We start from the raw sequence: 13,221 nt of genomic DNA, 5'->3' as shown, positions 1-13,221 counted from the left end.
ACACTTAGGTGCTAAAACCTTACAAAAGCTCTGTGGTTAACCGCATTTATAAGCGCTAGACTGAGAAAGCTAAACTAGCACACAAAAAGGAATAAAATCATGATTCAACAAGGCCAAGCTCTACCAGTTGCGACTCTAAGCGAATTGACTGCCGATGGTATGGTTAACCACGACGTTACTGAGCTGTTTGCAAACAAGAAAGTCGTACTCTTCGCTGTACCTGGCGCATTCACCCCAACGTGCTCGGAAGCTCACCTACCAGGCTATGTGGTATTAGCCGACGAGTTGAAGGCAAAAGGTGTTGATTTAATTGCGTGTGTTTCTGTAAACGATGCATTTGTGATGCAAGCTTGGGGCGAAGCTCAAAACGCTTCAGAAATCCTGATGTTGGGTGATGGCGACGCAAGCTTTACTAAAGCATTGGGTCTTGAAATGGATACCGGCGGCTTTGGTGGTATTCGCTCACAACGCTACGCCATGATCATTGAAAACGGCATTGTGACCAAACTTAACGTTGAAGAACCCAAAAAGTTTGAAGCAAGCAAAGCAGAAACGATTTTAGCGGCGCTTTAAACTAAGAATAACTGTCGCCCCACAAGCTAGTGGGGCGTTCATCTTTTAATGTTTCTCTCACTGTCTTCTTCGAATCCACATTATCAGTAACATAGCGAACAAGTAAGCCTGCTCGGTGGCTCCTCCACTATTGCTTTCATCATTACAACCAAATTCTGTTTCTTCTCCTCCAATATTGATCTGACTCGGATTATCACATTGGCTAGTGTCAGTTACTTCCTCTTCATCACTTGGGCTATCGCTATCTTCGTCTTCTTGAGCTTCATCATCAGAGCTTAATAAAAAATCAGGCTTGGTAACTATATCCTCTGGAGGTTCTGTAGACGTAGTAAATGAATCGATCCAATCTCTAAAGTGAGAAACATTGGTATACCAAGTAGGCAGAGTGATTGAACTACAAACCGTATTTATTATGGGGCTAGCACTAATAATTCCAACTTGATAAAAGCTATTATCATCAATGCTATATATTAACAATGGGCCTCCTGTATCCCCCCCACATGCTCCATTTCCATAAATGTTGTCCCCTCTCGTAATGCTCTTCGTAGGCAATGAACATAACTTTGTGGGATCAACCGGGGATTCAATGTAGATAGGTAGATCTTCCGCAGACTCTAAACGGTTGTAGCAAAGAGAAACTGGGTAATAAGAGACATCAGTTTCTCTAAATTTTGTATTACTTTCACCTATATCTGGGTCGTTATCTCCTCCAGTCCCCCACCCCGCGACCTTGAGGTTCGGCTCTGGCTCTCCAGAGTCCCAATCACTCTCAGGATTTACCAAATCTAACAGCATCTGATCACTATCAGAGTTGCCCAATAATAAGGAACTGACCATTTCATCTGGAAATTCCCTCTCTACATATAGCAGTGCTAAATCATTTTGAAAAGCGGTCGAATCAACTACCGTCAAACCTGATTCGTCAGTGGTTACTGAGTTAATAGGATAATAATCGGGATGAATAACGACATGAGTAACTTTATATATATCTGGTAGCTCAACTCTTTCCAAGTCAGACTTCCCTACAGTCACCGATATTTCTTTTGGTTTTGCTACATCGAAATTGGTGAAGACATCTTTGTTTTCGTTACCGTCCTCATAACTTGCATCCGAAGCAACTAGGCAATGTGCAGCGGTCAGCACCCAGCGACTGCTGATTATAGTGCCGCCACAAGAGTGGTCTTCGGCGAAAATACTAGCCCTTACTGATGCCATAAAGGAATAGTGAGTTTCGTACTCATCTTGAGTTGGTACGGTATAATTGTCTTCAACAACAATTGCATACGCTGGTATACAAGTGATCAATAAGCTGATTAAAAATCTCCATCTGTTCAACATACTACCCCCTCCCCCTAAGTTTATTGAAACAGAGATAAATGCATGCTGAGCTTCAATTGCACTCACATGCATAGATAAGTGTTCTTAGAGAGTGTAGGTGCTCATTCAACTATTGACTTAATTTCTACCTAAAGTTGAAAATTATGTGATTGCATTCCAATAAATAAGACCCTTAAACGAGGCCCCCTACTTGATTAGATCCTGTTGTAGGGGGCCTAGAGAAGAGCTAAAGGGTTAACGCATTCTCACAACACTCGTTTGTTGCTTACGCTGCATTTCCGCAAAAGTCAGCACAAATGGGGATGACTGCTTTACGCGGCTCGGCAGTGAAGAAAGCGCATTGTAGGCATCCTGTTTCGTTTTAAAATCGCCAACAGTTACCGTATACCAACGCGTGCCTCGGCTGTTTTTCCAGTTAACCCAAACCGGATGCTTAGGATCGATATAACGAATGTAATCTTTCACATCTTTTTCTTGCTTTAGCGCGAGTACCTGCATCGTGTAATGGTTTGGGTTTAAATAACCATACGCATCCTGAGAGGTCATTACTCCAACACATTGGCCACTATCGACCTGCTGCTGGTAAGGCATAGCGCAGCCCATGAGCGATAAAATCAATGTCAAAGATAAAATCTTGTGCACGTGTCACTCCATTTTTGTTCTAGTTTCTTTTTTCTCGCACTCAAAAACACAAAAACGCTTCTAATTAGGCGAAAATAGCCCATACAGAAGGTTCGATGTTTTAGCGCAACGAGTATTCCAAAAAAGTAAGGCGACCACGTTGGCCGCCTTAGTAAATTGATTTAATAGAACAATAACAAGATAGAGTGATAATGGCAGAAGTTAGCTGTTTTTTAGAGCCAACTCGCGACCAATTGCTTAAACCAGTCTAAAATTCGCTTGAATAAGCTGCCTTCTTCCACCGATTCCAACGCAACAAGTTCGGCTTCATTCACAACTTTACCTTCGACTTTGTAAAGCACTTTACCAACCACTTGTTGTTGAGAAATTGGCGCTACCAAATCGCCATTATATTCAACTTCAGCTTGTAGCTTTTTCACATCCCCTTTTGGTAAAGTGAGATAAACATCGTTAGCTACGCCAACAGTAAGCTCGTCTTTTTCGCCCATCCAAACTCGAGCTTTCGCAAGTTCCGCACCCGCCTCAGTCGGCATTACCGTATCGTAAAAGCGGAAGCCATAACTTAGCAGTTGTTTGCTTTCTGATTCACGAACATTCTCACTCTTCGCTCCCATCACTACGGCAATCAAACGCATATCACCTTGTGTTGCAGAAGTCGCTAGACTATAACCCGCACCGCTTGTATAACCAGTTTTCATACCATCGACATTCATACTGCGATCACGAAGCAAACCATTGCGGTTATATTGCGTAATGCCGTTGTAGGTAAACGAGGTTTCGCTATACAGTGGGTAGATATCAGGTAAGTCACGAATAATAGCCTGACCCAACTTGGCAATGTCATAAGGTGTTGAATATAAACCGTCACTGTCTAAACCATGAGGGTTGGTGAAAGCCGTGTTAGTTAATTCAAGCTTAGCAGCCCAACTATTCATCAAGCTTACAAACCCTGACTCACTACCTGCGACATGTTCAGCAATGGCCACACTAGCATCATTACCTGATTGAACAACCAGGCCACGGTATAAGTCAGATAAAGAAACGGAAGTATTGACTTCAATAAACATCTTTGAGGAATCTGGGAAGTTTTTTGCCCAAGCATTTCGGCTAATGACGACCTCATCATCCAAAGTAATATTACCTGCGTTAATTTCTTGACCAGCCACATAAGCCGTCATTAACTTCGTTAAGCTCGCAGGATTTAGCCGTTTATGTGCATCACGTTCAACCAGCACTTTCCCAGTGTGAAAGTCCATCAAAACATAGCCACGAGAACTGAGTTCCGGTGCATTTGGCACAACCGTTGGTGCTGCATAAGCCAACGAAGATACAGCAGCGAACCCTGTAATTAACACTGTGTTTAATATAGTACTTTTTCTCATCATGACATCTTATCTTAGTAGCATTTAAGGCTTACAAACGGTACCCGAATGAATTCAAAGCGCAGGGTTACCTAGGTAAAGAGCGAGTATATTGAAACGGCGCTCAGTTACAGCCACCTTGTTACGATTAGTTACTTTTACTCAATGTTTGTCGAGAATAATGAGAGGTAGGTAGAGCTTTCGTCTAGAAAGATGAGACAAGAGGCGAGAAATCATGCCGTTATGCTATGTAATTCGTGTTCAGAGAAAAAACCGTACAAGCCAGATCTAAAACTAAGCTTGTACGGGAAAAGATAGCTAAAAATTTTATCACTATCTAACTAGGGGCAACTAAGAAAATCTACAATTCAATTAATAATCCGAAATAATCATTTACTAACCAATGCTTCATCTCGGTCATAACAACATAATAATTTATTGTTAGAATTTCAGATAAAAATAAAAATTTAATTTATATATAACATAAATATTATCTATTACTAGACAGGAGAAAAGTATAATTTCCCTTTCTTAAAACTAAGGGAGGCTTTTTTCGATGCCTTTGAGTTTGTATCGTCATCAGTAAACTGAGTGTAACAATGAGGGATAAGGCATCCGGCTTTAGCACGAAAAGATAAGCCACTGTTATTTAAGTTCACTCTCTGCTTTTTTATCACTAAAGACTTTAAATTTCGGTTACCTTCAGTTTGTATAGCAATTCTTTCACGTACCCCAACCCAGTACGAATCAAACGACGACATTATACATATCCTCTTTCATGGTATAAGCAGTTGTAATTAAACATTGCTCAAAGCTAGATGTAGAATTCAGTAAATTATTTAAATTTTATTTATCTATAAATTTTAATTTAAATTTAAATAGATTAACCTGCACATTCCACACAAAATAAAAGGTTATGTCAAAGATTAATTATCATTAAGTTTATTTATACTAGATATAAAATTAAGTTATAAATTTAAGGTTATCTAAAGTATAAATTTTTAGAATATCATCAGCTAATAGTTAATAGAAATGCAGAGGGCTTGTTGAATATGAAAACGACAAATAGAAGCAAAGAACCATCTATAGATTGAATAATCTTCAACGGGGTTACAATTCAAATAAAAGTAGCGCATCTAGTAAGATGCGCTACGGATTTGATCAGTTTTGGAGTATGAGTTCGGATGAAAACAAACTTACTTGAAGTGACTGAGCCAAGTTTGCTTATGGTTTAAGCTTCAATACCTTATCAATATCTTCTGCGCTGTGACGTTCAGGTAACTGCTCCCACTCTTCTCCCCATGAGCGATTCACAATACGACCACGCTGGACAGCTTCTCGCTCATCAATCGCTTTCGCCCAACGCACAACGTTTTTATAGCTTTCTACGTCTAAGAATTCAGCCGCATCGTAAGCACGACCCAGTACAAGGTTGCCGTACCATGGCCATGTTGCGATATCAGCGATACTGTACTCATCGCCACCTAGGAACTCATTGTTTGCGAGGCGCTTGTCTAATACATCTAACTGACGTTTTGCTTCCATTGTAAAACGGTTGATTGGGTACTCGAACTTCTCTGGTGCGTACGCGTAGAAGTGACCAAAACCACCGCCTAGGTATGGCGCAGAACCTTGCAGCCAGAATAACCAGTTCATTACCTCAGCACGCTTAGCGCCTTCTTTTGGTAAGAAATGATCAAACTTCTCTGCTAGATAAAACAAGATGTTGCCAGATTCAAACACGTTCACTGGCTCAGAACCCGAACGGTCAACCAATGCCGGAATTTTAGAGTTTGGGTTAACAGCTACAAAGCCAGAACCAAACTGGTCGCCGTCACCAATCTTGATCAGGTATGCATCATATTCTGCTTCTTTTACGCCTGCCGCCAGAAGCTCTTCAAACATGATCGTTACTTTCTGGCCGTTTGGAGTCCCCATGGAATAAAGTTGGAATGGGTGTTCCCCAACAGGCAATTCTTGCTCATGACGAGCGCCTGAGTCCGGGCGGTTAATGCTCGCCCACTGACCACCGTTTTCGTTATCGTTTGTCCAAACTTTTGGTGGAATGTATTCGTTAGCCATTGTTATCCCTTATTGTGTTTGAATGCATTATCAAACTGGCAAACTTAGTGCGCCAGCAAGCATGATGAAGTAACCCACCGCATTCGATAAATGGGCATACCCAAGATATTAGGCCGGAATCTTCAAATAAAAGTCCTGACCTTTCACTTAATTAGAACCTTTGGTTATGGGATTTTCTTTCACGCTATAAGGAAAAACGTTGTGTTAATGTGAGTTAGGTTCGAGATGCTAACAATAATGAGTAAGCTCAACTCGGCGGCGCACCTCTGTTTGGTGGTTTAGAACAACCGCTAAACTTTAGAATCACCAAGAGCGAAGTGGTGTTAGACACCTTAGTTCAAACGACTTACGTACGTGAAAGATAGTTAGGCTAGATAGTTAAAAAGAAAAACGCCCTTCACTGAATCAATGAAGGGCGTTTTAATATCTTTGTAATCGAAACCGTTACTTAGCTGATTCAAACAAACCAGTGATGCCTTTCAAAGGGAAAAGCCTTGCTTGCTCCAACCCTCTCAACGTTACCGTATTTAAGTCATCAATAAAGAAACGACTGGTCATCGTGTGTTTGCCACCATTAATGAAAATCTCGATGACAGAATTGTCGATATATATATCAATCGCCTGCTTAGCGTCCGATCTTGGTGCTTTTCGAATGCTACCAAATTCTTCTGCGTACAAATGAGACATGTGACGACGGTCCAGCATAAACTCGTGCTCTGTCGCACTAAAGACGATGTTGTCACCTTTGAGGTTACTCAGCTCAAGTTCAAAGCCATCGACCACAAGGTCTAATTGGATCAAACAACTGGTGCTTTCCAGTGTATGGGATTGTGCAAAGACCACCTCTTCTTTTCTTAAACTCTTCAGCTCAGGGAGTGGAGTTTGAACAAGAAAACCATCTTTCAACGTTAGTTCTCTAGGAAGAGACAACATTCCTGCCCACTGGTGTGTGACCGATGGTGTGTCGATTTCTGGCAACCCTATCCATGCAATAAGAATGCGACGCCCACTCTCATCTAAATAGGTTTGTGGGGCGTAGAAATCAAACCCATAATCTGGCTGTAAAATATCTTGGTGGTTTTCTAAAGTCATCGACTCTAGGTTCAACTGATCACCCACGATATACGCGACAGAATAGATGTTTTTGAAATCATAAGGATTACTACTGCTCACGCCCTGTGGCGAAAACAACATCACCGACTGACCATTAATCTCAAAGAAATCAGGACACTCCCACATGTACCCAAGGTCAGAAAACTTGGTCTTGATAGGACCTTTATGCTGCCACGTTTTCAAATCTTTGCTTTGATAGAGCGCCATTGAGCCATGCTCGGTTTTGGTTTGAGCACCCACCACCATCAAATAGTCGTCGCCTTTCTTCCAAACTTTTGGGTCACGAAAGTGCTCCGTGTAATGTTCGTTCTCAATGACCACACCATGCTTTTCAATGTTGCCATCTGAACCCATGGTGGCAAAACACTGTGTTGGGATTCGATTCCAGTTTTGGTCACGCTTGTTACCAGTAAAAAACAGCAAAGCCTTGTTGTTTTCCACTAAAGCGCCGCCCGAATAGACGCCATGTGAATCGTAGTCTTGGTCGGGATGAAGACCCACGCCATGATCAGTAAAATGGATGAACTCTTTAGTAGAAAGGTGATACCAATACTTCATTCCATGGACTGGTCCCACAGGCGTCCACTGGTAAAAGATGTGGTGCTCACCATTGAAATAGCACAACCCATTTGGGTCATTTAACAGCCCAAATCTAGGGGCGATATGAAAACTAGGAAAGCCTTTATCTTGCTGACGTGAAAGTGTCATTTCTTCGATATCACACTGAGGGATTTGCTCAAGTCGGCGATATCTTTGCTCTACAGTCCAACGGTTGTTTAAGCTCATAATTTTTCTCAACTGAAATTGGATCTGAAGATCATTGCCCAATAAATTGCAGCAATTCTGTCTGGGTCGGAAGCGCGGTCATTGCGCCTTTTTGCGTAGTCGCTAATGCACCACAGCCATTTGCCCATTGAATCGCAGAGCTAACAACTCGATGATTTTTCCAATCGTCATGCTGAGACAAACATGCCAGTAGCCCTCCGATAAAAGCATCACCAGCCCCTGTAGTATCAACCGGACTAACGACTTGACCAGTGATCAGCTCACTCTGGCTTTCAAAGACGCGCCAAACGCCTTTCGCACCTTGTGTCACCAAGACCAACGCAATATTCAAAGCGGCTATTTGTTGTAAACCCTGTGCCATCGATGTTGAGTCAGTTAAGAACAAAAGCTCTTCTTCAGAGAACTTAACCACGTCAGCCATCGCTACAGCCTTCATCACGACAGCTTGGATTTCTGATTGATCTTGCCACACTTCATCGCGCAAGTTAGGGTCAAAGCTAATGAAACCACCAGCGGCTTTTGCTCTTTTGATCGCCTCAAATGTGCTGCTTCGACTTGGCTCATTTGCCAGTGAAATCGAGCAAACATGCAGCCAGTCACCTTGCTTAAAGTTAGGGATGTCTTCAACAGACATAAACTGATCAGCGCTCGGTTTCACCATAAATGTAAAGCTGCGTTCACCTTGATCGTCTAAATCCACCACCACTGTTGATGTTCTTTGCGCAGGGTCTTTAACGAGAAACTCCGTGCTCACGCCCTCTTGATCGAGCGTTGATTGCATGAAGCGACCAAATGGGTCATCACCTACACGTCCAAAAAACGCACTCTTACCAGATAGACGAGCAATCGCTACGGCGACATTCGCTGGTGCACCACCGGGACATTTGAGTAAAGAAGTCTCAGATTCCGGTATTAGATCGACAACAGCATCACCAGTTACCCACACTTGATTCATCTTGCTTACCTTAAAATTAAAGCCCTGATAGTCCAACGTGTTGAACACCTTCACTACCAAGTAAAAATTGAAAAAGGCTAGCCAAGCCATGAGTGCTTGGCTAGCGCCCCAAACATTTAGGAAAAGAAGTGGATTTTGGGGGACTCCACCCTTAAGGAGTTCAGATTAAGCCGCTGCTTTTTTACCGACTTTAGCGCGGTCACGCATACCAAGAACAATGGTGAGAACAAATGCGGTCAAGAACGCGATCACCATACCCGCGATGTAGTACCCAATCTTATCTGGCGTGATGGAAATGATGCCTGGAAGACCAGCTGCACCCAATGCCTGAGCTTTCACATTAAACATTGTGATGAACGCACTTGATAACGCCGCAGCGCAAACTGCCGCAATAAATGGGTAACGTAGTTTTAAGTTAACACCAAACATGGCTGGTTCTGTAATACCCAGCAAACCCGTAACACCAGATGGAATCGCAATACCTTTCATCTTCTTATCTTTGCTCATCACGCCCACCGCCAACGCTGCCGCTCCTTGAGAAACGTTAGACATCGCCGCAATAGGAAAGATAAAGGTGCCGCCCGTCGTTGCAATATCCGCAAGAAGTTGAGTTTCAATCGCAATGAAGCTGTGATGCATACCAGTAATAACAAACGGAGCATAAATAAGACCAAATACCGCACCACCAACAAAGCCAGCTGTGTTGTATAGCCAGTTCAGACCATCACCCAATAGGAAACCGATATCACGCGTGAACGGACCGACGACAGTAAACGTCAGCAAACCCGCTATGAAAATCGCCAGTAATGGCGTTAAAAGGTTGTCTAAAACAGAAGGTATGACTTTACGTAAGCCTAACTCAACCTTCGCAAGAATGAATGCCGATACCAAAACCGGTAACACTGAACCTTGGTAACCCACTTTTTGGATTTCAAAACCTAGAATATTCCAAACCGGAATGTTGCCAGACACAGATGCGCCGCCGAATCCCCAACCATTCAGCAAGTCAGGGTGAACCATCAACATACCTAGCGCTGCCCCTAAATATGGGTTGCCGCCAAACTTCTTGCTGGCTGAAAATGCCAACAGGATAGGCAGGTAAACAAACGGCGCGTTTGCAAACGTGTTGATCATGTTCGCCAAGTCAGTCAGTCCTGGATTGGCCTCAATCAAGGATTTACCATCAATAAACAAGCCTTGGGCAGTCAGTAGGTTGTAAATACCCATCAACAAACCGCCAGCGACGATTGCTGGAATGATTGGGACGAAAATATCAGACAGCCCCTTCACTGCGCGCTGAACGATGTTTTGTTTCTCTGCGCCAGCTGACGCAACGTCGTTGGTGGACATTTCACTCATCCCCGTCAACTTCGCCATTTCTGCATAAACTTGGTTTACGATGCCTGATCCAAAAATGATTTGGTACTGACCCGCAACTTTGAACTGCCCTTTTACCCCTTCAAGGCTATCAATCGCTTGTTCATCTATTTTTTGCTCATCTGCAACGGCAAGGCGTAAGCGTGTCGCACAATGCGCAAGTGCGGTTATGTTGCTTTTACCACCTAATAGAGTTAACAACTCTTTTGCTACTGCCGGATAATTCATTTCATACCCCATTGGATTATTATCTGAGCTTGCGAAATTTTCGGGAACGTTTGCAAAACAGATTTTTGCTCAATAAAACCAAATGATCAAAGATAAAGCAGAGAGAATGTGAGAATGATCGTCAAATTCTCTCCCTAAAAGCAGTATAGGAGGTTAGAATCGCTACTTATCAAAGAGCTTTTCATCTTCTCTTTGCAAACAATCCCAAAAACGAAAAACAGAATGGATAGGAACAATGGCGAGTCTGCATGATGTCGCCCGTCTGGCTGGCGTATCAAAATCAACAGTGTCACGGGTTATAAACGATGAGTATGGCGTAAAAGAAGCGACAAAACAGAAAGTCCGCCAAGCAGTAGCTGAGTGTGGCTATGTGCCAAACCAAGTCGCTAAAGATCTAAAATCTCAAAAGACCAATCTGGTTGGTGTCATTGTTCCTCGGGTTTCCTCTCATGCCACATCCCAAGGTGTCGATGGATTAACCGATGTCCTTGAAAAAGCTGGGAAACATGTCTTACTTGCTAGCACTCACCAAGCCCACGAAAAAGAACTGGAATACATTCAGATCTTTAACCAAAAACGGGTTGAAGGGATCATTCTTTACGCCACCCACCTCGATTCCAAGCTGGTAAAAGCAATTCAAAACTCAGCTGTCCCAGTTGTGCTCGTCGGTCAAGATGGTTCCATGTTTAATATTCCAAGCATCATTCATGATGACGCACGAGTAGGGTTTGAAGCGGGAAATAGACTGGTTGCAAAAGGTTGCCAAACCATGGGTTTTATTGGTGTGCAAGGTGACGATATCGCGGTAGATAAGCAACGCTCTGAAGGATTTGTTCAAGCGCTACAACACCATGGTTTTGAGCTCGCCTTCCATGCTCGTGGTGACTTTACAATCGATTCTGGCTATTCATTGGCAAAACAACACTTAACAAAGAACCCTAAGCTAGATGGCTTGTTCTGTGCGACAGACCGTATTGCTATCGGTGCGATGAGAGCGATTCAAGAGCTCGGGTTAACACCGGGTAAAGACGTTTTAGTGCTAGGAGTTGGTGATGATGAGCTCGCATCAGTGTGCACCCCAACCTTATCAACATTTAACTATGCATTTGATAAAGCAGGGGAAAATGGTGCGAAACTGTTACTAGATAGAATTGCCAACAGAAGTTTTGAAATGAGTAAGATGGTACTAACCTTCAAAACAATTGAGCGTCAGTCCTGTTAATGAAAAAGCGCCAACTGAAATCAGTTGGCGCTTTTCTTATTACTCTTTGTCGGTTAGATCCCTTTAGAACCAAGTTTCCATTTGCAGTGCAAACAGAACTTCACCACCATCACCCATCGTTGCAGCGCCCGCTTCCTGGCTAATCGAGTAGCCATTCAAGTCTTCGCTCCAATCAACGTAGCTAACAGCAAAACGTAGCTCCGGACGGTCAAAGAAACCTGCTGCGGTAGACATCTTAAGCGTTGGTGCAATTGTCGCTTTGTAAAAACTGCCACTTGCTTTATCAATCGCATTGTCTAGGTCCATGTATTGGTATGAGCCTTCATAAACCATCTCAAAGTTTTGTGTAAACTCTTGCGCTAAGCGGATGTTGAACGATGCCCACGTAAATTCATCATTTTTAGCAAAGCGATCTTGGCTATGTTCTGCTAGCAACGCAGGTGCTACACGCCAGTTGTCGCCGATGCGTGTTACACCATAACTGAACAAACGTACGGCTTTTGCGTCTTCTAGCAAATCACCGTTTGAACCAATGCCTTTAAGTTCTGCACCCAGTCCATCACCCATCAAAATACCAGTTTTAGAGAAGCCTTCACTCATGCCAAAGAAGTTATCGCCATGGTAGGCAAACATCGCATGTAAACCTTTGTCTGCTGCACCTTCTACGCGATCATTGTTATCAGCAGACGTCATGCCGCTCAGCATCAATTGCCAATTACCAAAACGGTTGTTCATTGTCGCGATATAGTTTTCAACATCAGTTGACGAGCTATCAATCTCACCAAAATCACGACCATAGATCGAGAAGTTTGCTTTCCACGAATCGCTCATTTGGACGTCATACACGCCAGCACCAGTACCAGATAGGAAAACGATATCCGAGTCAAAGAAGTGAATGTCAAAGTTATCACGGTCAAATCGTTTACCTGCCCAAAACGTTGCGTCAGCAAACGCACTTGATTCAGAGAACATGCTCAACTTGTTTAGCTCAGCATATACCTGACGAACGTTTAATTGACTCTCACTCGCTGTCCATTCGTTATTGGTTTCCGTACTATCTGCCAACATGATTCGGAACAATGCGCTGGAACCATCATCTGCAAAGCGTTTGTGAATAAGGTTTGCTTCCACATAATGATCATCCTCAACCCCTAATCGTCCAATTGGCGCGCCAATAGCACCAGCTGCCGTCATGTAAGGACCAGTACCCACTGCACCATTCAGATCATCATTAATGAGCAGCCCGGAACGAGCGTAGCCATGAAACTCAAAGCTTGAGGCTTTCTCATTTGCTTCTGTGGATACTTTTTCTGTCTGTTCAAGTCTCTGTTCTAATTCATTAATTCGCTTTTCAAGAGCGTCAACATCTGTTGTTGCGAATGCAGGTGCTGTAACCAGCCCAAACGCTACTGCCATCGTCAAAGTGTGTAGTTTCATTTCCATAGTCTCACGTAAATTTATACTTAGGTTATTTGCAAACGTTCCCAAGTAAAATTGCAAACTTATGGTGACTTTAAATACCCATCTAAAGTCTGAATTTCAGA

General features: G+C 43.0%; 10 protein-coding genes and 1 pseudogene. 3 read left to right on the top strand and 8 right to left on the bottom strand.

All coding sequences use genetic code 11. The features are described from left to right. Window positions 1-99: 99 nt before the first annotated feature. Window positions 100-573 (top strand): peroxiredoxin, encoded by a 474-nt coding sequence (locus tag LIX84_RS01360; RefSeq protein WP_226420422.1) that lies wholly within the window; start codon window positions 100-102, stop codon window positions 571-573. A 57-nt stretch (window positions 574-630) separates the two neighbouring features. On the opposite strand, the gene LIX84_RS01355 is transcribed toward LIX84_RS01360, so the two are convergent. The 4 genes from LIX84_RS01355 to yghU all read right to left on the bottom strand — a co-directional run bounded on the left by LIX84_RS01355 (window position 631) and on the right by yghU (window position 5,996). Continuing rightward, window positions 631-1,911 (bottom strand): S1 family peptidase, encoded by a 1,281-nt coding sequence (locus LIX84_RS01355; protein WP_203343468.1) that lies wholly within the window; start codon window positions 1,909-1,911, stop codon window positions 631-633. 234 nt (window positions 1,912-2,145) lie between these two features. Next, window positions 2,146-2,553, bottom strand: a complete 408-nt coding sequence (locus LIX84_RS01350) for an SPOR domain-containing protein (protein WP_006741205.1) — start codon at window positions 2,551-2,553, stop codon at window positions 2,146-2,148. Window positions 2,554-2,765: 212 nt separating this feature from the next. Then, window positions 2,766-3,935, bottom strand: a complete 1,170-nt coding sequence (locus tag LIX84_RS01345; RefSeq protein WP_226420827.1) for a D-alanyl-D-alanine carboxypeptidase family protein — start codon at window positions 3,933-3,935, stop codon at window positions 2,766-2,768. Between the two features lie 1,203 nt (window positions 3,936-5,138). Further along, a complete protein-coding gene (gene yghU, locus LIX84_RS01340; protein WP_006741427.1) occupies window positions 5,139-5,996 on the bottom strand; it encodes a glutathione-dependent disulfide-bond oxidoreductase in 858 nt (285 codons plus the stop codon). 254 nt (window positions 5,997-6,250) lie between these two features. Between yghU and LIX84_RS23495 the strand changes: the two are divergent. After that, window positions 6,251-6,361: pseudogene (locus LIX84_RS23495) on the top strand (dihydrofolate reductase family protein); the annotation flags it as partial. Between the two features lie 79 nt (window positions 6,362-6,440). Here LIX84_RS23495 and LIX84_RS01335 read toward each other — a convergent pair. From LIX84_RS01335 to LIX84_RS01325, 3 genes are all read right to left on the bottom strand, one after another. Further along, window positions 6,441-7,895 (bottom strand): sucrose-6-phosphate hydrolase, encoded by a 1,455-nt coding sequence (locus tag LIX84_RS01335; protein ID WP_226420421.1) that lies wholly within the window; start codon window positions 7,893-7,895, stop codon window positions 6,441-6,443. A 31-nt stretch (window positions 7,896-7,926) separates the two neighbouring features. Then, the gene (locus tag LIX84_RS01330; protein ID WP_226420420.1) at window positions 7,927-8,850 is read right to left on the bottom strand and encodes an aminoimidazole riboside kinase; all 924 of its coding nucleotides are present in this window, start codon (window positions 8,848-8,850) and stop codon (window positions 7,927-7,929) included. A 165-nt stretch (window positions 8,851-9,015) separates the two neighbouring features. Then, window positions 9,016-10,455 (bottom strand): sucrose-specific PTS transporter subunit IIBC, encoded by a 1,440-nt coding sequence (locus LIX84_RS01325; protein WP_048624798.1) that lies wholly within the window; start codon window positions 10,453-10,455, stop codon window positions 9,016-9,018. A gap of 235 nt (window positions 10,456-10,690) precedes the next feature. On the opposite strand from LIX84_RS01325, the gene LIX84_RS01320 reads away from it, so the two are divergent. Further along, a complete protein-coding gene (locus tag LIX84_RS01320; protein ID WP_009698245.1) occupies window positions 10,691-11,677 on the top strand; it encodes a LacI family DNA-binding transcriptional regulator in 987 nt (328 codons plus the stop codon). A 63-nt stretch (window positions 11,678-11,740) separates the two neighbouring features. On the opposite strand, the gene LIX84_RS01315 is transcribed toward LIX84_RS01320, so the two are convergent. Next, a complete protein-coding gene (locus LIX84_RS01315; protein WP_226420419.1) occupies window positions 11,741-13,114 on the bottom strand; it encodes a carbohydrate porin in 1,374 nt (457 codons plus the stop codon). Window positions 13,115-13,221: the final 107 nt, after the last annotated feature.

The organism is Vibrio sp. E14 (assembly GCF_020515785.1).
GTDB classification, from domain to species: Bacteria; Pseudomonadota; Gammaproteobacteria; order Enterobacterales; family Vibrionaceae; genus Vibrio; species Vibrio diabolicus.
The sequence above is the reverse complement of the archived record's forward strand: the minus strand, read 5'-3'. Positions and strand labels throughout refer to the sequence as shown.